This window comes from Bacillus sp. S14(2024), from assembly GCF_050473785.1.
Lineage (GTDB): Bacteria > Bacillota > Bacilli > Bacillales > Bacillaceae_G > Bacillus_A > Bacillus_A yunxiaonensis.
The window spans coordinates 1,331,448-1,352,672 of sequence record NZ_JBFLUP010000006.1 but is presented as its reverse complement, the minus strand read 5'-3'; the positions used below and the strand labels follow the sequence as shown (position 1 = coordinate 1,352,672).

Annotated in this window: 26 protein-coding genes; 7 read left to right on the top strand and 19 right to left on the bottom strand. The window is 36.3% G+C overall.

What is annotated here, in order from left to right; translation table 11 throughout:
• Positions 1-58: 58 nt before the first annotated feature.
• From spoVAC to AB1279_RS07265, 7 genes are all read right to left on the bottom strand, one after another.
• Positions 59-520: a stage V sporulation protein AC gene (spoVAC, locus tag AB1279_RS07295; RefSeq protein WP_429754014.1), complete on the bottom strand. Its 462-nt coding sequence runs from the start codon at positions 518-520 to the stop codon at positions 59-61.
• 11 nt (positions 521-531) lie between these two features.
• Complete coding sequence (locus AB1279_RS07290) at positions 532-948, bottom strand: stage V sporulation protein AB (protein WP_429754013.1); 417 nt, start codon at positions 946-948, stop codon at positions 532-534.
• Positions 941-1,561, bottom strand: coding sequence for a stage V sporulation protein AA (locus AB1279_RS07285; protein WP_429758295.1), 621 nt, complete (start codon positions 1,559-1,561; stop codon positions 941-943). The genes AB1279_RS07290 and AB1279_RS07285 overlap by 8 nt, the downstream gene beginning before the upstream one ends.
• A gap of 91 nt (positions 1,562-1,652) precedes the next feature.
• Positions 1,653-2,411: an RNA polymerase sporulation sigma factor SigF gene (sigF, locus tag AB1279_RS07280; RefSeq protein WP_429754011.1), complete on the bottom strand. Its 759-nt coding sequence runs from the start codon at positions 2,409-2,411 to the stop codon at positions 1,653-1,655.
• 12 nt (positions 2,412-2,423) lie between these two features.
• Positions 2,424-2,864, bottom strand: a complete 441-nt coding sequence (gene spoIIAB, locus AB1279_RS07275; protein ID WP_429754010.1) for an anti-sigma F factor — start codon at positions 2,862-2,864, stop codon at positions 2,424-2,426.
• The gene (spoIIAA, locus tag AB1279_RS07270; RefSeq protein ID WP_098914605.1) at positions 2,865-3,215 is read right to left on the bottom strand and encodes an anti-sigma F factor antagonist; all 351 of its coding nucleotides are present in this window, start codon (positions 3,213-3,215) and stop codon (positions 2,865-2,867) included.
• A 198-nt stretch (positions 3,216-3,413) separates the two neighbouring features.
• Positions 3,414-4,598 (bottom strand): D-alanyl-D-alanine carboxypeptidase family protein, encoded by a 1,185-nt coding sequence (locus AB1279_RS07265; protein WP_429758294.1) that lies wholly within the window; start codon positions 4,596-4,598, stop codon positions 3,414-3,416.
• 165 nt (positions 4,599-4,763) lie between these two features.
• Here AB1279_RS07265 and AB1279_RS07260 point away from each other — a divergent pair, with 165 nt between their 5' ends.
• The 4 genes from AB1279_RS07260 to AB1279_RS07245 are packed head-to-tail and all read left to right on the top strand — an operon-like array spanning position 4,764 to position 8,161.
• Positions 4,764-5,183 carry a GntR family transcriptional regulator gene (locus AB1279_RS07260; protein ID WP_429758293.1) on the top strand — a complete coding sequence of 140 codons (420 nt, stop codon included), beginning with the start codon at positions 4,764-4,766 and terminating at the stop codon, positions 5,181-5,183.
• Positions 5,149-6,030, top strand: a complete 882-nt coding sequence (locus AB1279_RS07255; protein ID WP_429758292.1) for an ABC transporter ATP-binding protein — start codon at positions 5,149-5,151, stop codon at positions 6,028-6,030. The genes AB1279_RS07260 and AB1279_RS07255 overlap by 35 nt, the downstream gene beginning before the upstream one ends.
• Positions 6,020-7,078: an ABC transporter permease gene (locus tag AB1279_RS07250; RefSeq protein WP_429758291.1), complete on the top strand. Its 1,059-nt coding sequence runs from the start codon at positions 6,020-6,022 to the stop codon at positions 7,076-7,078. Before AB1279_RS07255 ends, AB1279_RS07250 begins: the two co-directional genes overlap by 11 nt.
• Positions 7,079-7,090: 12 nt before the next feature.
• Positions 7,091-8,161, top strand: coding sequence for an ABC transporter permease subunit (locus tag AB1279_RS07245; protein WP_429758290.1), 1,071 nt, complete (start codon positions 7,091-7,093; stop codon positions 8,159-8,161).
• Between the two features lie 145 nt (positions 8,162-8,306).
• Here AB1279_RS07245 and AB1279_RS07240 read toward each other — a convergent pair whose 3' ends face one another.
• Both AB1279_RS07240 and AB1279_RS07235 read right to left on the bottom strand, forming a co-directional pair.
• A complete protein-coding gene (locus tag AB1279_RS07240) occupies positions 8,307-8,861 on the bottom strand; it encodes a hypothetical protein (protein WP_429758289.1) in 555 nt (184 codons plus the stop codon).
• A gap of 123 nt (positions 8,862-8,984) precedes the next feature.
• Positions 8,985-9,404 (bottom strand): MarR family winged helix-turn-helix transcriptional regulator, encoded by a 420-nt coding sequence (locus tag AB1279_RS07235; protein WP_429758288.1) that lies wholly within the window; start codon positions 9,402-9,404, stop codon positions 8,985-8,987.
• Between the two features lie 161 nt (positions 9,405-9,565).
• Between AB1279_RS07235 and AB1279_RS07230 the strand changes: the two genes are divergently transcribed.
• Together AB1279_RS07230 and AB1279_RS07225 are read left to right on the top strand one after the other, a co-directional pair.
• Positions 9,566-10,225 carry an SIMPL domain-containing protein gene (locus tag AB1279_RS07230; RefSeq protein ID WP_429758287.1) on the top strand — a complete coding sequence of 220 codons (660 nt, stop codon included), beginning with the start codon at positions 9,566-9,568 and terminating at the stop codon, positions 10,223-10,225.
• A gap of 135 nt (positions 10,226-10,360) precedes the next feature.
• On the top strand, positions 10,361-11,650 hold the full coding sequence (locus AB1279_RS07225; protein WP_429758286.1) for an NCS2 family permease: 1,290 nt from the start codon (positions 10,361-10,363) through the stop codon (positions 11,648-11,650).
• Positions 11,651-11,681: 31 nt separating this feature from the next.
• Here the strand turns inward: AB1279_RS07225 and corA are convergent, their stop codons facing one another.
• The 9 genes from corA to spoIIM all read right to left on the bottom strand — a co-directional run bounded on the left by corA (position 11,682) and on the right by spoIIM (position 19,736).
• Positions 11,682-12,632 carry a magnesium/cobalt transporter CorA gene (corA, locus tag AB1279_RS07220; protein ID WP_429758285.1) on the bottom strand — a complete coding sequence of 317 codons (951 nt, stop codon included), beginning with the start codon at positions 12,630-12,632 and terminating at the stop codon, positions 11,682-11,684.
• A 94-nt stretch (positions 12,633-12,726) separates the two neighbouring features.
• Positions 12,727-14,031 carry a pyrimidine-nucleoside phosphorylase gene (locus AB1279_RS07215; RefSeq protein ID WP_429758284.1) on the bottom strand — a complete coding sequence of 435 codons (1,305 nt, stop codon included), beginning with the start codon at positions 14,029-14,031 and terminating at the stop codon, positions 12,727-12,729.
• 7 nt (positions 14,032-14,038) lie between these two features.
• On the bottom strand, positions 14,039-14,860 hold the full coding sequence (locus AB1279_RS07210) for a purine-nucleoside phosphorylase (protein ID WP_429758283.1): 822 nt from the start codon (positions 14,858-14,860) through the stop codon (positions 14,039-14,041).
• Between the two features lie 13 nt (positions 14,861-14,873).
• Positions 14,874-16,058, bottom strand: a complete 1,185-nt coding sequence (gene deoB / locus AB1279_RS07205) for a phosphopentomutase (protein WP_429758282.1) — start codon at positions 16,056-16,058, stop codon at positions 14,874-14,876.
• Between the two features lie 246 nt (positions 16,059-16,304).
• Positions 16,305-17,042 carry a FixH family protein gene (locus tag AB1279_RS07200; RefSeq protein WP_429758281.1) on the bottom strand — a complete coding sequence of 246 codons (738 nt, stop codon included), beginning with the start codon at positions 17,040-17,042 and terminating at the stop codon, positions 16,305-16,307.
• A 189-nt stretch (positions 17,043-17,231) separates the two neighbouring features.
• Positions 17,232-18,122, bottom strand: a complete 891-nt coding sequence (gene xerD, locus AB1279_RS07195; RefSeq protein WP_429758280.1) for a site-specific tyrosine recombinase XerD — start codon at positions 18,120-18,122, stop codon at positions 17,232-17,234.
• 6 nt (positions 18,123-18,128) lie between these two features.
• The gene (locus AB1279_RS07190) at positions 18,129-18,359 is read right to left on the bottom strand and encodes a YqzK family protein (protein ID WP_429753995.1); all 231 of its coding nucleotides are present in this window, start codon (positions 18,357-18,359) and stop codon (positions 18,129-18,131) included.
• Between the two features lie 163 nt (positions 18,360-18,522).
• Positions 18,523-18,978 carry a Fur family transcriptional regulator gene (locus AB1279_RS07185; RefSeq protein ID WP_429758279.1) on the bottom strand — a complete coding sequence of 152 codons (456 nt, stop codon included), beginning with the start codon at positions 18,976-18,978 and terminating at the stop codon, positions 18,523-18,525.
• A gap of 107 nt (positions 18,979-19,085) precedes the next feature.
• Positions 19,086-19,736, bottom strand: coding sequence for a stage II sporulation protein M (gene spoIIM, locus AB1279_RS07180; protein WP_429753991.1), 651 nt, complete (start codon positions 19,734-19,736; stop codon positions 19,086-19,088).
• 124 nt (positions 19,737-19,860) lie between these two features.
• Here spoIIM and AB1279_RS07175 point away from each other — a divergent pair, with 124 nt between their 5' ends.
• A complete protein-coding gene (locus tag AB1279_RS07175) occupies positions 19,861-20,412 on the top strand; it encodes a GNAT family N-acetyltransferase (RefSeq protein ID WP_429758278.1) in 552 nt (183 codons plus the stop codon).
• Between the two features lie 266 nt (positions 20,413-20,678).
• Here the strand turns inward: AB1279_RS07175 and AB1279_RS07170 are convergent, their stop codons facing one another.
• Positions 20,679-21,218, bottom strand: coding sequence for an NUDIX hydrolase (locus AB1279_RS07170; RefSeq protein WP_429758277.1), 540 nt, complete (start codon positions 21,216-21,218; stop codon positions 20,679-20,681).
• Positions 21,219-21,225 lie beyond the last annotated feature (7 nt).

Below are 21,225 nucleotides of genomic sequence, written 5' to 3'. Positions count from 1 at the left end.
ATTTTCCCCACCTGTCCTCTTCGTTTTCTCTGAATCTTAAGGTGAGAGATTACTGCTATTAGGGTGAGATAAACAGCTTCCATGTATACCGAATGAGACCGACAACATACGCTCCAACAACACCAAATACAATTACACTTCCAGCAATCTTGAACATATTGGTGGCAATCCCAAGAACAATCCCTTCGCTGCGGTGTTCCATCGCTGCACTCACCATTGAATTTGCAAATCCAGTAACTGGGATTGCTGATCCTGCCCCTGCAAATTGTCCAAGTTTATCATATACACCAACCCCCGTTAAAATAGCCGACAATAATATTAATGTTGTGATTACTGGATTTCCCGCATTTTTCTCCGTAAAATCAAAATAGTGTATATACATCTTCATCAAAGCTTCACCTAATGTACAAATAAGTCCTCCAACAACAAAAGCCTTGACGCAATTCATAACATAGTTAGGTTTTGGTTGATACTTTTTCACGTTATTTGTATAATCATCTTTCAATTTTCGCGGTGTCATTTACATACCTCCTATTTCACAAAATAAATCCAATGAAATAAAGAACCTACCACCTTACCAAGAACAAGTGCGATGAGAAGAATAACAATTTTCCCATCAACCCCAACACGTTTTGCCAATATCGGAAGTACATTCAGCACTTCTGTTAAGGCAGCGGCAAGCATTCCAATAAATGTGCCACACAACAATCCAAGGAGCAAAAGCCAATACGGTGAAGCCACCAATGTGATCTCGCGTAAACTGCACCATGCGCCGCTTAATGCGCCACTCACAACAGCCCATTCATAATATTGAACACGATGACCACTTTTCGTTAACTGAGCAAGCCTTGGAATCACACCTAATACAGTTAAAAATGCAACGTATCCTCCTCCAACAGCAATTCCACCAGCAAATCCAATAAAGATTACCCCGATATATTCAATCATTTGGGATTTTCTTTATCATTTCTTTATTTTCATTCATCATTACATATTGATCGAGAGATTGCTGGTATTGGAACATTTCAACTTCTAATGGGCTCGGCTCCTCATTAATGCGCTTTTGAAAAACATGATTAAAAAAAAGAATCATTCCAAGCCCAAGTCCTAACGAATATGGGATTTGAAATAAAAGTGGCTTTTTGTTGTTTTCTCCTGTAATCATGTAATACAAGCGTTGATGTACTTGCTGCATACTAACATCTTCATGAAAATAAATAATAGCAAGGGCAGCCCCCACAAATAGTAATAGCCAAACCATTCCAAAGAAAAAAGGATTTACTCGTTTTTTCTCATATACGATTTCAACAATAGTTTGTGCTGAACCAAGCAAATTAATTTGTAAATTGCTAGAATACTGTTGAATGCGCTGAATAACTTTCATCACATCAATTACCACATGCGTTTTATCTTTCTTTGTAATTTTGTATACAGCCTGTCGTTTTATTTCGTCGACAACATGTGAATCCCCAACTACTTGTGCAACATCACCAACTGTAATCTCATAAGCAGGAGACACTTGAAGACGACTTCTCATCTTTACATAAATCGTTTGCTCCACTCCAATCACCTCTTAACTATTCCTCGTAGTTGTAGTATGGATATTGGAAAATTTTCTAATACAACTTTTTTAAAATAAAAAAACGAATAGACTATTCGCCTATTCGTTCCTTCATTTGCTTTAATATTTTCTTTTCTAATCGTGACACTTGTACTTGAGAAATCCCTAAACGCTCCGCTACTTCTGATTGCGTTTGGTCTTTATAATATCTCAAATATACAATCAGTCGTTCACGTTCATCTAATTCACGAATCGCTTCTTTTAAAGCAATCTTATCAAACCACTTCGTTTCAGAACGATCCGCAATTTGATCTAAAATGGTAATAGGGTCACCATCATTTTCATACACCGTTTCATGTATAGATGACGGTGTCCGACTTGCTTCTTGCGCCATTACCACTTCTTCTGGCGTTAATTCTAACGCCTCAGCTATCTCGGTAACTGTCGGTGCACGGCCATACTCTTTTGATAATTCATCTTTCATTTTGCGAATTTTATTTCCAGTTTCCTTTAAAGAACGACTTACTTTCACTGTCCCATCATCACGTAAAAAACGTTGAATTTCTCCAATAATCATTGGGACTGCATATGTCGAAAACTTTACATCAAAAGATAAATCAAATTTGTCGACAGATTTTAACAAACCAATACAACCAATTTGAAACAAGTCTTCCGGTTCATAACCGCGATTTAAAAAACGTTGTACAACCGACCAAACAAGTCTCATATTATTTTGTACAATTAAATCTCTCGCTCCTTGATCACCATCTTGACTTCTTTGAATTAATTCTTTTAACTCTTGATCCTTTAACTGGCCTTTTCCTTTTTCACTTCTGACCTCTATGTCCATAGGCAATTCTCCTTAATTGCATAGAGCGTTACTTTTTGATAGATACTTCGTCAAATGGATCGTTGTCCCGAAAGATTCATTGGAAATAACCTCTACTTCGTCCATAAAATTTTCCATAATGGTAAATCCCATTCCGGAACGCTCTAATTCGGGTTTTGTTGTGAAAAGGGGTTGCCTTGCTTCATCTAAATCTAAAATTCCAATCCCTTCATCACGAATCGTTAACTTTACCATATCCTCTTCCAAAATAACCGTAATATACACAATGCCATCTGGGTGTCCTTCATACCCATGGATAATGGCATTCGTTACCGCCTCAGACACAACTGTTTTCACTTCAGTTAACTCTTCCATCGTTGGATCAAGCTGCGCAATAAAAGCTGCAACTGTAACCCGAGCAAACGATTCATTTTGACTTAATGCTGAAAATTGAAGGTTCATTTCATTTCTCATCTACGCCACCCCCAATGTCGCGAGCGCATGCGCTTCATTTTCTTCTAAACGAATAATTTTAAATAGCCCTGACATCTCAAACAAGCGTTTTACAGCAGGAGAAATTGCACATACAACCATTTCGCCGCCTAAGCTTTTGACATGTTTATATCTTCCTAACACAACACCAAGACCAGAACTATCCATAAATGCTAATTGCTCTAAGTTTAAAATAATATGATGAACATGATGCGTCTCAATCATATCAGTGACTTTCGCTCGCAACTCTTCGGCAGTATGATGATCCAGTTCGCCTGCTAAACGAACACATAAGACATCACGCTTTACTTCTAAATGAATAGAAAGACTCACTCTATTTCCTCCTTACATTCAAAATTCGCGCATACACGCAAAACATATAAGAAGTTTTTCTCTAAAATAAATGTAGAATCCTTCCACCTGACAAAAGAAGTATTATTTCGTCATAAAATGAACCTTCTAGCGGCATCTCTTACTATTAAGATAACAACTGACTCAACAACAAAAGAGAAAGCGGCAACAAAATTGCCGCTATTTCGATGTCGAAAACATCCCAAAACTTCGTTTAAATAACTCCCACCAGCTCGCTGCTGCGACATCATCTTTCGCAACGATTGTCTGTTTCAGTAATACTTGATTATCTTTTTTTATGACAAGTGTACCTAAAGCATCCCCTTTTTTAATTGGAGCTTTCACTTTTTCCTCAGCCACTACTTCTTTTTTAATATTTTTCATCGTTTCTCCCTTTTTCATTAGTAGAGAAACATTGTCAGATGCAACTAAGTCGACAGTTTCTTTTTTTCCTTTTCCAACTTTTACTGTCTGAATTTTTTCGCCTCTTGTATACATTTTTTTCGTCATATATTGACTAAATGCATAATCAAGAAGCTTCGTTACTTCCGCATTCCGTTCTTTTGATGTTGGAGACCCCATAATAACAGAAATGACGCGCATGCCATTTCGCTCTGCAGATGCTGTTAAACAATATTTTGCCTCTGTTGTGAAGCCTGTTTTCACGCCATCAACACCTGGATAGAACCGAACAAGCTTGTTTGTATTGACAAGCCAAAATTTCTTATCCGTATCTTCTCGTAAATAATCTTCATATTTACCTGTATATTTGCGAATTAACGGGTATTTCATTAATTCCTTTGCCATAACTGCCATATCATATGCTGTTGAATAATGGTTCTTGGCTGGAAGGCCTGTTGGATTTTGAAAATGAGTATTTTTAAGTCCTAAATCTTTTGCTTTTTTATTCATCATGTCTACAAATCCTTCTTCTGACCCAGCGATATGTTCAGCAACTGCAACTGATGCATCATTTCCAGATGCAATTGCAATGCCTTTTAGCATTTCATTGACTGTCATTTCTTCACCAGGCTCAAGGAAAATTTGCGATCCGCCCATAGAAGCTGCATGTTCACTCGTTCTCACTTTATCTTGCAATTTTAGTTTTCCTTTTTCAATTTGCTCCATAATGAGTAGCATGGTCATAATTTTTGTCATACTAGCAGGTGGCAACTTTTCATTTGGGCTTTTTTCAAATAAAACTTTTCCCGTATCCTGTTCAATAACAATCGCTGACGATGCTTGTTCCGCTAGCTTTGGTTTTGTTTCCGCTTCTGCTTCTTTTTTCTCAGACTGCGCAAAACCAATTGGAACAGCGGAAAGCACTAACATGAAACAAACAAGTATTCCAATCAATCGCTTCATGACTAACCCTCCATTCTATATCACACCTATCTTTTCCAAATGAAGGGTTTTTATACCATCTTTTTCTAAAAATAGAATTGACAAACAAAAGTGTATTATATATTGTATTAGGTGTATTACACATAATAGTACACTTAAAATTTCATCAGGAAGGAGACATTGCTCTTGCACATTCAACTTGATCCAAGAAGCAACACTCCGATATGGGAACAAATTGTTCACAACGTAAAGGAACTAGTTTTAAAAGCGATACTCGCACCAAACGATAAACTCCCTTCTGTTCGGGAACTTGCCTCTTCACTCGTAATTAATCCAAATACAGTGAGTAAAGCGTATCAAGAATTAGAGCGACAAGGAATTATTGAAACACTGCGCGGCAAAGGAACATTTGTATCCCAATCGATTACCCCAACACAAGATGAAAGGAAAATCGCTATGGTGGAAAAACAATTTCATCAGCTATTACTAGAAGCTTCTTATCTCGGTATTTCAAAAGACAAAATTCATGATTGGATTGATTCATACTATAAAGAATTAGGGGGAAATACTCATGCTGAAGGTGACGAACGTAAAGAAAACAATTGATAACCAAACAATATTAGAAGACATTTCATTTACTTTAAAAAAAGGAAGCATCGTCGGATTACTCGGAAGAAACGGAGCTGGAAAAACAACATTATTACGCACACTCGTTGGAATTTTAAATCCAGATGAAGGAACGGTTACATATAACGAGATTGATGTTCACAAACATCCTGAAGTAAAACAAACGGTCGTATATGTCCCTGACTCTACAAATGTACTCAGCGGATATACAGTAAAAGAAATCGTAAAATTTTATAAAGCAGTCTATCATAATTTCAATGCAGACTATTTTTATAAACTACTAGAACGCTTTAACTTACCAGAGAAACGCATTCGCACCTACTCCCGCGGAATGAAAGCTTTGCTAGCGATGATCCTAGCTTTTTCTACTGGCGTAGAATACATTATGTTAGATGAACCAACAAATGGACTAGATCCAATTGTGAAAAGACAAATCCTTCAATTTTTAATTGAAGAAGTGGCAGAGCGCGAAATCACTGTTCTCATTTCTACACATCACCTAGATGAAGTCGAAAAAATCGCAGACACAGTCATCATTTTAAAAGATCATACAATCACATCAATCACAGCTTTAGAAGATACAAAATCACGCTATGCAAAAATTCAAGTAGCTTACGAACGCTCACTACCACAAAAACTGATGAATTTATGTAATGTGAAAGTATTAAACCAAACAGGAAAAGTTTATACCGTCTTAATCGAAGGCAATGTAGCTACTACGTTAGAAAAATTTCATAAAGAGCAGCCACTCTTATTAGAAGAGTTGCCAATGTCACTTGAGGATGTATTTGTTACGGCATTCGAGGAGGGGTCACATGTTTCATAAGGCGTTGTGGATGCGAAACTGGAAGCAAGGAAAATATATTATATTGCTATTCTTTTTTAGCTGTCTCTACTTTTTTCCATATAAATATTATCAAGCAGCACAACAACAACTCTATTTTTATCATAAACTTCACACAGAAGGAAAATTTTATTATGAATATACTTTTTTTGCCTCTAATAGTTTTTGGATAGCCTTTATTGCAATTATTTTAGGATGTATCTTAATAGGATGGGAACGTAGAAATCAATCTGAGGATATGCTTATAGCAATGCCGTTTAAGCGACGTAATATTTTCTTATCAAAATGGCTCTTTGGAGTGGTTCACATTGTAGGTTCTTTTTTTATAAGTTGGATACTTATGTATCTCGTTTATAAGTCAACAATTCACTTTGAATATCAATCATTTTATCCATTTCACCGATACTTTCTCTATGCAATTATTTCGTATGTTGCAATCTATACAGCTACCTTATGTATTGGAACATTTACAGGGAGCGTTATTTCACAAAGTATCTTTAGCATTACTTTTTTAGTTATGGGGTGTGGCGTATTTTCACTAGGACTCTCTTTTCTAATTACTCATTGGAACGCAGTAGACAATGAAAATCATTGGAAAACATCTGAATTACTTTATGAATTCAATGAAAAAACAAGTATTTCAGCTCCTATAAACAAGTTTACTATCGATTACAATTATGATTCAAAAAATCGTCGTACCGATGATACTAAAAATACTCTAAAAGGTCCTGCATTTCACCAATATTATTCTGCCAAAGCAATGCTGGTTCCTGTCTTTTATACAATTTGTTGCTTACTACTTGGCACATTTCTTTTTACACGGACACGAAATGAAAATCATATGAAAATCTTTCTTTTTCAAAAACACCGCTTGCTATGGATATCAGGGACTACACTTTACTTTGCTTTAATAGGTGGGCGGCTTTTAAATCCTTTTGGCTTATTATTGAATTACTACGTCGGTTTCTTTTTAGTTGGGAGCATCACCTATTTCATACTATCTCGTGCTAGCAAATATAAAATTTTTTAAAGGAGCGATCCTATGTTTCAGAAAGCACTTTGGCTTCAAACATACAAGCAAAGTAAATATATCGTATGGTTATTTTGGCTCATTAACTTCTATCTATTATCGTGCAGATATTATTTGGCAGCTGCAGAACAACTAAACTTTTTGCATGATAATATGAAATGGAAATATCGTTTTCATTACAACTATAGTTTCCCTGAGGAAACTATAGTAATACAAGGTGCACTTGTTATTGTTTTAGGTTGTGTACTCATTGGCTGGGATCGTCACAATCAATCTATCGATTTACTTTGGTCGATGCCATTTAAGCGAACACATATCTTTCTTACAAAGTGGCTTTTCGGTGTTTGTAATATTATTGGCGTTCTAGTATTGAACTGGGGGATTTTCGCTATTTTGAAAAAAACAACTTTTCATAATAAATATCAAATATTTTCACCGTTTCACTATTATTTTCTATACGCAACCATCGTACTCATTGCAATCTATACGCTAACGCTATGTATCGGAACAATTGCTGGAAATGTTGTATCACAAGGTTTGTTAACTACAATTGTTCTTATCCTACCTTTTGTATTGTCTATTTTGATTGCTGGATTCATTTCTGTTCATACAAATAAATCATATTCTAACACTTACGAACAAGAAAATGCATATATGAATAAAGTTGAAAAACTTACTACCTTTTCACCTATGATACATTTTCAAATTCATTTTAATTACGATCCGCAGTCTGCCTATACAGATAAAACAGGAAAACGAATTAATGAGCCTAACTTTAGCTCAATTCCGTCTCCCGGGACATTAATAAGCCCTATTCTATATACATTGATTTTATTACCATTAAGCACGTACTTATATACTCGGTCACCTAATGAACAGAACGGAAAAATACTACTTTTTCCAAAGCTGCAAAAGCTCTTTATCGTTTGTACGGTAACGTGCTTTGCCTTGCTTGGTGCTCGTTTACTAGGAGGAATCAATTCGTTGGCGAGCTATTATATAGGTTTTCTAAGTACAGGATCTATCTGTTATTTCATTTTATCTCGTCTACTAAAACAGAAATTCTCTTTCATAAGAAGATAACGATTTGTTTACCCAAGAAAAATATACATTTAAATTGAGGGTTCCATAAAGCATTATGGATGCGAAACTGGAAGCAAGGGAAATATGTCATTTTACAACGAATGTTAAAACATAAACTTTCTTTATATGCAAAAAAGCCTCCTAGTCAGGAGGCTTTTTTCACGTTGTTTCGTCTTCCACTATAGTTCTTCTCTTCATCCGTCCCAAATCCATCCCCATTTGTCACGATTTGATCTGTCGGTGCGACAACACTTTCAGCAACTTTCCAGTCTCCGTGCTCTTGCACAAACACTTGTAAGAAATAGTTCATTCCATTTAGCTGATACGGATTTTCTTTTTTCACATCATACCGCGCAGCTAAATAATAGACTTGTACGTTTTCTTTTCCAAATTTAGCTACATACTGAGAAACTCGCGGAATATACACTGAAGCTTTGGTCAATGATATTTGTTTTACGTTGACAAGAGAAGAACGTTTCACATTATGTAAAGTATCTTGATGACGAATCTGATCACTATGGTAAAATAACACGGAATTTTGCATGGAACGTACCCATAATTGCGCATATAAAACAGATTCATTATTCGAAATATATTGCAATTCCTTTTGTACAATTTGTTTCGGAGATGCTGCACTTATTTGTATACTGTAACATAATAAACATATACCGATAATTCCAAAAGAAACGATACGTTTCATAGTCTACCTCCTATTCCATATAGGTAAAGTATAGGAGTTTAGGTTAATTTTTATGCAACGTAACTGTTCCATAGGATGATGAAGCTATAAAAAATAGAAAAGCAAAAGTTGCTTTTCTATTTTTTATAGAACTCTGCTAAAGAGTTCCAATACCATTTCAATTTCTTGATCGCTCCAGTCCTGGAACTTCTCTCTATAATATTCTTTTCGAACATTTTCAAGCTTTTCGGCAACTTCTTTCCCGCTATCCGTAATTTCTAAATAAACAATACGCCTGTCTGAATCAGAGCGCTTTCTCATTACAAGTCCCTTACGAACAAGACGATCTGTAACCGCTGTAATATGACTCGATGTAACGTTCACTTCACTTGCAATTTGCGATGCCATTTGCGGGCTTTTCCAATATAATGCACGCAGTACAGAAAACTCATTCCATGGCATATACTCAGAAAAGAGTTCATTAATATCATTTTGTAATAAACGAATCATTTTTCGAAAGGAAATAGATAAGTCTAAAATAAGTGCTTCTCGTTTTTCGTTCACTGTTCTCGATCCTTTTTTATAATATTTACACATATTATAATGCATGAATACCTTAATTGTATATATTTTCTTTCTACTTAGATTTTCCAATATATTTCTAAATTTAAAGAAAAAATGGACTTCCTTCCTTCATATAAATGAAGTAAGGAAGGTGAACAGTTATGCAAATTGGAATGCCCCCATATGTACATGATTTACGTAATGGTAAAGAAGCAACTGTTACTGTACAAGGTGAAGGTGTCGTAAAAGCAAAACCCGATGTTGTTGTTTTAACAATTGGTGTTCGTACTGAAGGTCCAAATGTAAAGCAAGCACAAGAAGAAAATGCTGCTCTTTCTACTCAGTTGCTTGCATCTTTAAAACAGCTTGGAATTACAGATCAAAATATCAAAACGCTTTCTTACACCATTACACCGCAATATGAACACGTGAACGAAAAGGCTATTTTACGCGGTTATCAAGTTGAGCATTTATATGAAATTATTGTATTGAATGTACAAAAAGCAGGAGAAGTATATGAAGCAGCTGTAGCAAACGGGGCAAATGTCGCCAAAGGACTTGTATTTCGCGTTTCAGATCCAAACGCTTACTACAAACAAGCATTAGTACTCGCTGTGCAAAATGCCCAAGAAAAAGCAAGGACGATTGCTGGTACATATAGTCTAAATATAAATCCCATTCCCATTTCTCTCGTTGAAGAGTCCTCTCAAATGCCGCGGGAATTTGTTGCTTATTCCGCTGTCCATAGTGGTGCCCCCCCTATTCAATCAGGAGAATTGGAAATCATTTCAACGGTACGTGCTGTTTTTACCTATATTTAATTATATCCAATAAAAAGAAGTAACCGTTCTCATTTTAGTTATTGTAAAAACCTTTTGTTTTGTTATAATTAAAAATGGTGAGTCCTGCATAGGGATATCACGGGCGGGAGAGGGATATAAAAAAGAAGGTTTAACATGAAAGGAATCCTTGAAAAAACATTTAAATTAGACCTACATCACACATCGCCAAAACAAGAAGTACTTGCTGGTGTAACATCATTTTTCACGATTGTTTATATTATGATTGTGAATGCATCTATTTTATCAGATGCTGGTATTCCTCTTGAAGCAGGAATTTTAGCAACTGTATTCAGCTCATTTGTCGGATGTCTATTGATGGCATTTTGGGCAAATGCACCAGTAATTCTTGTACCAGGCATGGGAGTAAACGCATTTTTCACGTATACAGCTGTGCATACGCTTGGTTTAACTTGGCAAGAAGCATTAGCAGCTGTCTTTATCGCTGGTATTATTTTCGCAATTGCTGCGTTTACACCTATTGCTCGCACGCTTTCTGCCGCAATTCCAAAGTCGTTAAAAGAAGCTATTACTGTCGGTATCGGACTATTTTTAGCATTTATCGGTTTGCAAAAAGGTGGTCTTGTCGTTGCGAATTCGAATACTGCTGTTGCATTAGGAAAATTAAGTAGTCCAGTTGTTTTAGCAACACTGCTTACCCTTATTGTTGCATTAGTTTTATTTATTCGTAACGTACGTGGAAACTTTTTATGGACAATCGCAATTGGAACAGGAATTGCTTGGTTATTTGGTCTTGTTGATACAAGTCAAGTTGGCAATGGCTCATTTTCATTTGCTAACTATGGTGATGTGTTTGGTGCAATGTCATTCGGGAAACTCGCTTCTTTACCATTTTTAATTGCAACGTTCTCATTGAGTATGGTACTCATTTTTGAAAACATGGGCCTTTTACATGGTTTATTAGAAGATCAGCGTAAATTCTCTCGTGCTTATCAGGCAAATGCAATTTCAGCGATGACATGCGGTCTATTTGGCACAAGTCCAACTGTTTCTACAATAGAAAGTGCTGCTGGTATTACAGCGGGCGGCAAGACAGGTCTGACGTCTATCGTCACTGGTGGATTATTCTTTGCCTCATTATTTGCTTTGCCGTTTGTAAAGCTGATTCCAGATAGTGCCATCGCTCCAATCTTAATTATTATTGGCGGTTTAATGATTACAAACATTCAACAAATTCCTCTGAACGATTTTTCAGAAGGATTTCCAGCGTTTTTAATTATCGTTATGATTCCGCTCACATATAGCATCGCTGATGGTATCGCTTTTGGATTCATTGCATATTCAATCTTAAAAGTAGCACTCGGTAAGCATAAAGAAGTTGCAAAACCTCTTTATATTATCACATGTCTCTTCTTACTCATGTTTGTGTTACCTGCCATTGGCTAATAAAAAGACGCCGGGAATTCCCGGCGTCTTTTTATTTAAACCAACCTTTTTTATAAAACCATACCATCATTCCACCACCAATAAGAGCCATTATGGCTAAACAAACATAATAACCATTCACCCATTTTAACTCTGGCATATTGTCAAAATTCATTCCATATACACCAACAATAAATGTTAATGGCATGAAAATGGTTGAAAAAACCGTTAATGTTTTCATAATGTTATTCATATGATGAGAGTTTAGCGAAAAGTAACTATCCCGGATATCTGCTGTTAGCTCTCGGTTTGTTTCAATCATCTCAGACAGCTTTAACAAGTGATCATAAATATCTTTAAAATAAATTTCATGATCATTCCCACCATAAAAACGTGTTGAGTTTAAAATACGATACAATAAATCACGCATTGGTACAATTGTTCTTCGTAATTTTGATAAATCAGTACGAATATCAAATACTTCTTCTAATACAGTACTTGCTATATTACCTGTTAAATTATCATCAATTGCATTCAAATGATCTTCAATATAATATACTGGAGCAAAATAATCATCGACAATTTGGTCAATAATCATATGGGTCACATGAAGAGTACTTCTCTTTATTCGCTGTCTTTCCCCAAGTTTATTCCACGCTCGTTCAATTGCCTTATTATGCGAAAAGTGAAAGGATACAACAAAATGATCACTAACGAATAAATCAATTTCGTGTGGCTCTAATCCCTCTTCACTAAAAGCATGAAGAACTAAAAAATTATACCCTTCATAAAAGTCAACTTTCGGCCTCTGTACATACTCTAAACAATCTTCAATCGCAAGGGGATGAAAGTTGAAATAGTCTTGTAAAATATATGTATACTCTTCTTTTGTCGGTTTACATAAATCTAACCAAAACCACACAATATCTTCTCGCTTTGTTTCTTCTAATGACAAATCATATAATATTTCATTTTCTTTTGTTACTGCACAAATTCTTATCATAGTTTCACCCGTTATTATTATAAGCAAAAAAAGCTAAGGAGAAAACTCCTTAGCTTTTTTATCTCACAATTCGTGAACAAATTGTCACTTTATCTTATTTCTCAACGATGCCATGTACTAACTTTGGTGCATCTACGCGTTCTGCAGATACCTTCATGTTTTCGTAAATTTTTTGTTTTACGTCTTCTACATTTTCACGGTTCGCGTAAATCGTGACAAGTGATTCACCTTTTTTCACGCTATCGCCTACTTTTTTACGAAGCATAAGTCCAACTGCTAAATCAATTTCTGATTCTTTCGTTGCGCGGCCTGCTCCTAAAAGCATCGCTGCTGTTCCAATTTCATCTGCAACAATTTCAGATACATATCCATCTTCTTTTGCCTCTACTTCAATCTTATATTGTGCTTGCGGCAATTTAGAAGGATCATCTACAACTGAAGCGTCACCGCCTTGTGCTGCTAAGAACGTTTTAAATGATTCTAGTGCTTTTCCGTTGTTCATAACTTCGATTAGCTTTTCACGCGCATCTTCTAAAGAAGAAGCTTGTCCAGCTAGATATACCATTTGACTTCCAAGCGTTAAACATAACTCTTCTAAGTCTTTTGGTCCTTTTCCTTGCAATGTATCGATCGCTTCTTTCACTTCTAAAGCGTTACCGATTGCCTCACCAAGCGGCTGACTCATATCAGAAATAACAGCCATTGTTTTACGGCCAACATTGTTACCGATACGAACCATTGCTTCAGCTAATTGCTTCGCATCCTCGTCCGTTTTCATAAATGCACCTGCACCTGTTTTAACATCAAGTACGATTGCATCCGCACCAGCCGCAATTTTTTTGCTCATAATAGAGCTTGCAATTAACGGGATAGAGTTTACCGTTGCCGTCACGTCACGAAGTGCATATAACTTTTTGTCAGCAGGTGTTAAGTTTCCGCTTTGGCCAATAACAGCGATTTTATTTTCATTTACAAGGCGAATAAATTCCTCATTTTCAATTTCCACATGAAATCCTGGAACTGCTTCTAATTTATCAATTGTACCACCTGTATGCCCAAGACCGCGACCAGACATTTTCGCAACTGGTACACCAAGAGCTGCGACTAATGGACCTAACACAAGCGTAGTTGTATCACCAACACCACCTGTTGAATGTTTATCAACTTTAATTCCTTTGATCGCTGATAAATCAATTGTATCACCGCTATTTACCATTGCCATCGTTAAATCAGCACGTTCCTGCTCATTCATATCTTGGAAGAAAATTGCCATTGCAAGTGAACTCATTTGGTAATCTGGAATATCACCATTTGTGTAACCTTTAATGATAAAATTAATTTCTTCTGTCGTTAAAGCTTTACCATCACGTTTTTTTGCAATTAGGTCCACCATTCTCATTGGGAACTCACCCCTTCATTTGTTTTACAATTGCTTTTACAAGCGATAAGAAGTTTGCTTTTACACGCTCTGTTGTTTCAATTACTTCATCATGATGAAGCGGCTGATCTAAAATTCCAGCTGCCATATTTGAAATACAAGAAATACCAAGCACTTTCATACCGGCATGACCAGCTACAATAACTTCTGGTACAGTTGACATTCCAACTGCATCACCGCCAATTGTGCGAATCATACGAATTTCTGCAGGTGTTTCGTATACAGGACCTGTCATCGCAACATACACACCTTCTTGTACTTTAATATTTAAGTCAGCAGCAACTTGTTTTGCCATTTTGCGAAGGTCTTTATTGTATGCTTCAGACATATCAGGGAAACGTACACCCATCTCAGAATCATTTGGTCCGATTAATGGATTATGCCCCATAAAGTTAATATGGTCTGAAATTAACATTAAATCTCCTGGCTCAAATGATGTATTTACACCGCCAGCAGCATTTGTAACGATAACTGCTTCTACACCTAACTCTTTTATAACACGAACTGGGAATGTTACTTTTTGCATATCGTATCCTTCATAGTAATGGAAACGACCTTGCATTGCTACAACTGTAACACCTTGAAGTGTACCAAATACAAGTTGACCAGCATGGCCTTCTACAGTAGACACAGGAAACTCAGGAATTTCACTGTACGGTACAGCTACTGCATTTTCGATTTCATCAGCTAATACACCTAAACCTGAACCAAGGATTAACCCTACTGTTGGTGTTTCTTGAAATTTTCCTTTTAAATATGTAGCAGATTTTGAAATTAACTCGCGATTCATTTGATATTCCTCCTTATTTATCTAGCTCGTTTAAGAAGCTTTGTCCGTATTTTGGCATTGTTACACCGAAGTTTTCTGCAACTGTGGCACCGATATCAGCAAATGTTTGACGAAGCGGTAATTCTTTTCCGCCTTCTTTCATACTTGGACTATATGCTAATAATGGTACATATTCACGTGTGTGGTCTGTACCGTGATGAATTGGGTCATTACCATGGTCAGCTGTAATAATTAATAAGTCGTCTTCTTTTAACTTTTCAAGTATTTCAGGAAGACGTGCATCATATTCTTGCAATGCTTCTCCATAACCTTGAGGATCACGGCGATGACCGAATAATGCATCAAAGTCAACAAGGTTTACAAAGCTTAAACCTGTAAAGTCCATACCCGCTGTGTCTGCAAGTTTATCCATGCCATCCATGTTAGATTTTGTGCGAAGAGATTGTGTTACGCCCTCTCCATCATAAATATCAGAGATTTTACCGATTGCAATTACATCATAATTGGAATCTTTTAATTCGTTCATAACTGTGCGTCCAAACGGTTTTAAAGCATAGTCATGACGGTTTGGCGTACGTGTGAAGTTTCCTGGCTCCCCAACGAATGGACGAGCAATAACACGACCTACCATATATTTTTCATCAAGTGTTAACTCACGTGCAATTTTACAAATGTTATATAATTCTTCAAGTGGTACAATTTCTTCATGAGCAGCAATTTGCAGTACGCTATCAGCAGATGTATACACAATTAATGCACCAGTTTCCATATGTTCCTGTCCAAGTTCATCTAGAATCCCTGTTCCAGAAGCTGGTTTATTCCCAATAATTTTACGCCCTGTTTTCGCTTCTAGTTCATCAAGTAATTCTTTCGGGAATCCTTCCGGGAATACTTGAAACGGTGTATCAATATAAAGACCCATAATTTCCCAATGACCTGTCATTGTATCTTTTCCCATAGATTTTTCTTGCATTTTTGTATAATATGCAAGCGGCTTCTCTGCTTTTGCAATCCCTTTCATTTCACGGATGTTACCAAGACCTAAATTCATCATGTTTGGCATTTTTAATCCGTTCATATGCTCTGCAATATGGCCAAGTGTATCAGAACCTTTATCGCCATATTTCTCAGCGTCTGGTGCTTCTCCAATTCCTACAGAGTCCATTACGATAAGGAAAATACGTTTATATTTGCTCACAACTGTAACCTCCTATATATGCTACTAATGTAGTATGTTCAAATCGCTGTAAAAACTTCCTTCTTCTTCTAAGTCAGATGTCAGACATCTCATGCTGCTATCATAACATGTTTACGCTTTCTTTTTAATAAATTTTTATCACATTTCGTTTTTTTTTCACATTTTCATTGTAATATATTCTACCTAGAAGCGCTAATGTTTCCCAACATACAAATAAAAAAACAGCTCTTTAAAAGAGCTGTTTTTTTATTTCACTTCAACTTTTTCTTCTTTATGATCATGAAGATCACCTTTTTTCACATGAACCTTTACATTATATGTTCCTGCTTCTTTAAATGTATAAGTACTTGTATACTCGCCTTTGTTACCTTCTTTTGCTGGAATAAACTCATGCTTTTCTGCACCGTCTTTCCAAATTTCAAGTTGAACTTCCGCACCAGTTAGTGCTGCTTCTTTTTGTTGTACATGTGCTTTCAGTGTAGATTCTGTATTTGCTTTCACGCCATCTGCCATCAGATGAATCATTGTATCACCATGAGCATGATCGTCATGATGACCATCTGTTTCTTTTTTTGTATCCTCAACTTTTGCATTTCCAACAGCCACTTTTACTTCTGGCATTACATGCATATCACGTGCATTTGTATGTGCGATAATATGATAAACACCATCAGATGGGAATGTTTTATCAATTGCATAAACACCGTTCCCTTTATGCTTCGCGTCTAGCATTTCTTTTTTCTCTTCGCCATCTTTCCAAATTTCAAACTTTACATCTGCATCTGTTACTTTGTCTTTCCCTTGTGTAACAATTGCTTGTACTTCTACTTTTTCATTCGGCTTTAAAGTTTCAGGATTTGTCTTCACTTCTACTTTTACTTCTTCAAGCGGTTTATCTTTTTTCGCTTTCTCATCTGATTTCGTATTACAACCAGCTAACGCTAGTATTGCGATAAATAATGTAATTAAAAGTTTTTTCATCATAACTTCCTCCTTCTTCCTATCTTAGTATAGAGGAAATATGTGTTCATATTCTAGCCATCTGCTGAAAACAATGTACGAAATGTTTGTGAAGTTTTTGTGAAGTGCTTTTATTTTCCCCCGCTATTCGCGGGTAGTAAGCCCCTCACTGATGGAAGTTTCACTTTACAATAAGTAAAAGGGCATGAATACTCAGGCCCTTGGATGAAACTGTTTATATACATCTTTTAATCTAGCTTTTGAAACATGTGTATAAATTTGTGTTGTCGAAATATCAGCATGACCAAGCATTTCTTGTACTGCCCTTAAATCTGCACCATTCTCTAATAAGTGCGTTGCAAAGGAATGACGTAACGTATGCGGTGTAAGTTCTTTTTGAATATTTGCTTCTTGTGCAAGTCTCTTTAAAATCTTCCAAAACCCTTGGCGAGATAAACGGTTCCCATGATGATTTAAAAAAAGCGCTTCAGCCATTTTCTTTCCTAATAGTTCCGGTCTTCCTTTTTCAATATAATACTGAATCGCTTCTGTCGCTAAACTGCCAAGAGGGATAATTCTTTCTTTATTTCCCTTTCCGACGCAACGAACAAAGCCCATTGTTAAATGTACATCTGATAAGTTTAATTCAATTAATTCAGAAACACGTAATCCTGTTGCATATAATAACTCTAACATAGCCTTGTCACGAATTCCAAATGCACTTGTTCCTTTCGATGTTTGCAATAGTGCTTCTACCTCATTGATTGATAACACTTTCGGTAATTTACGTTCACCTTGAGGCGTTTCAATATGTACAGATGGGTCATGTTCCACAACACGTTCACGTAATAAAAATTGATGAAACGATCGTACAGATGCAATGTGACGCGCCATTGTTTTCGAAGATTTCCCATTATCTTTTAGATGATGTAAAAAGTTCACAATATGCATACGCGCCACATCATGAAAAGATGTAATTTGTTCTACTTTTTGTAAATACTTCGTATAGCTTTTTAGATCGCGCTCATATGATACAACTGTATTTTGAGCTAACCCTTTTTCAACAACCATATAATGAATAAAGTCTTGTAATTGATCTTCCAATCTTCTCTACTCCCCATTTTCATAGAAAAAAATCATTCTGTTGACGAAAGCATCCTTTGCAGGCTCCTCTGTTCCAGATACCTTTTCTACCATTCCTTCTTTAGGTTTTTCATAACGATGATAACTTTCATATTCTTCATTTATCCATAGTATAGCGAAATAAAACAAAATGGTACAACCGATAAACAATAAAAATACCTTCATACCATCAAAAATAACTTGAATTGCTCGGCGCATTGTGAATTCCTCCAAAGTTTATGTTATTACAACATATGCCAAGCTTTTCATCATTTATACCTAATTATTGAAAACACCCGCCACTTCCCTCTCTAAAATCTTGAGTTAAGAAATCTTATCCATTTTCAGTAAAAAAACCTCTTCCTAACTAAATAGGAAGAGGTTAACTTTCTTCTGTTAATTTTTCTTGACAATTTTTGCAAATACCATGGAACGTTAAGCGATGGTCTTTTACTTTAAAACGCCACTCAGTTTCTACTCTTTTTTCTACTTCACAAAGTAAATCTTCTTGAATTTCTTCTACTGCACCACATTCTGTACAAATTAAATGATGATGAAAACGTGATGCTCCTTCTTGTCTTAAGTCATAGCGCGAAACACCGTCACCGAAATTAATCTTGTCGACAATCTTTAACTCGGATAATAATTCCAAAGTCCGATAAACGGTTGCAAGTCCGATCTCTGGCGACTTTTCTTTTACAAGGAGGTAAACATCTTCCGCGCTTAAATGGTCTTCTTCATTTTCTAGCAGCACGCGAACCGTAGCTTCACGCTGTGGTGTTAACTTATAACTCGCTGCATGTAATTGCTTTTTAATTCGATCAATTCTTTCTTCCATTCGGTACTACTCCCTCCCTCGCCACTCTTACCCCATTATATCAGAAGAAGGAGAACTGTCAAAAGAAAAGTAATCAAAATTACTTGATAATAATTCTCAAAGTGTAATTATTTTTTGTTAATAGTATCCATGACTTGTTTCATAAACATTGGTGATACATAAGCTTCAATCCCTGAGGCAATCGCTAACACTGCACCGATAATAAGAAAAAAGCAAGTGTAGCGGATAAAAAGTGGTAATAGGGGCTCATTTATTTTTCGGATAAATTGATGACGAATCATGCGCAAGGAAAAGTTAGCGGCAATCGTCGTCATAATAAGAAATGTTGGGATAATGATTAAATTTTGTGGAAGTACAGCCACAAATGCTAATAATAAACCGTTCCATCCAAGTTGACTTACTAAGAAACCTACTGTAAAACCAACAACAACTCCTTTTAAAAATAATAAAATAAAAATAAGTGGTAAACCAATAATGGAGATGCCTAAAATCCAAATAAAACCAATATATTTCAGTTGCGATAAGTAGCTTTCGCAAAACATTTCACCTGCATTTGCAAATTGCCCTTTGGAGACTTGTCCAAAAAACCGACTTAAATAAAAATACAAATCTTGTTTTTGACTCATTTGTAAACTATTCACAAGAATCGCCCCAAAAATAACTCCCATTAATAAAAGTACAGCTACAAATACATATAATGAAGAATGTTCCTGTACATGATATGTTACACGATCTTGCCAAGACGATTTCCTTAGCATATTACGTCCCCCCGTTCTTCCTCTTACTAGAATGTATGATAGAAAGAAAAAAGTATGACGAATTAACATTGAAATTCCACGCCACTTTGCTAAACTTAAAAGTAGAGAATAGGAGGGATTTCATTTGAAACAACTATTATTAGATTTTCCAACATTATTTCAGACCGAGCGTTTGCAGGTACGTAAACCGTTCCCTGGCGATGGGGCAGAAGTTTATGAAGCAATTCAAACTTCTTTAGAGGATCTACAGCCATGGATGTCTATTACACATGAAACTGAAGAATCAGCAGAATCAGCAGTAAGAGCCGCGCATGGAAAGTTTTTACTTCGTGAAACATTACCGTTTCATCTATACGATAAAGCATCAGGTACTTTCATCGGTGCGCTCACCCTTCACCCAGAAAACTGGGATATTCCAAAGTTTTCTATGAGCTTTTGGCTTCATAGCTCTTATACAAAACAGGGATATATGACGGAAGCATTAAAAGGAGCTGTTCAATTCGCCTTCGATAAACTGGGAGCAAAACGACTTGAAATTCGCTGTGATGCCAACAATACAAATGCACGATTAGTAGCAGAGCGCCTAGAGTTTATTCTAGAAGGTACGCTAGAAAATGATTTTCTTGCTCCTGATGGTAGTTTACGTGATACATGTGTATATGCAAAAATACAATAAAATGAAACTTCCTTTTGTGAGACGTTTTTTCTCATAAAAGTTTAGTTGAACCAATCGGGCGCATGCCAGCAGTTATCCCCCACCTATCTTCTGTAGAAAAGCGGAAGCGGAGCGCCCAGAATCGCAGGACGTTGGAGCTGGACAACGCTTCTCTCTGAATCTTAAGGTGGGAGTCTTACTGCCCGCGCATAACGGGATAAAAAAGATGCTACAGCTAGCCATCTTTAAATTTCACAAAAATAAACACTCGCTTTACGCGAGTGTTTTTATTTTTTCAATTGTAGATATTGAATTGCAAACATTGTCTTCGCATCATGAATACGCTGTTCTTCTATAAGTTGAAGCGCTTCTTCTAATGATACTTCCATTAATTCAACGAACTCATCTTCATCAAGAGCCGCTTTGTCTTCTTTCTTCTTCAAGCCAGTCGCTTCATATACATATACAATTTCATCTGCGAACCCTGGTGATGTGTAAAATGACGTAATGAGCTTCATGTTATCACATATGTACCCTGTTTCTTCCTCCAATTCACGAATTGCTGTTGCTTCAGGTTTTTCTCCCGGCTCTAACTTTCCAGCAGGAATTTCTACAAGCGCTTTTTCCATCGCTTTGCGATACTGTTCAACTAACACAATTTTCTCGTCATCTGTAATTGCAATAATCGCTACCGCACCAGGATGCTTCACAATTTCACGTTTACTCGTCTCACCATTTGGCAATACTACTTCATCAACACGAACTTTAATTATTCTTCCATCAAAAATAGGCTCAGTCGCAATCGTTCTTTCTTCAAGATTACTCATAAGACTT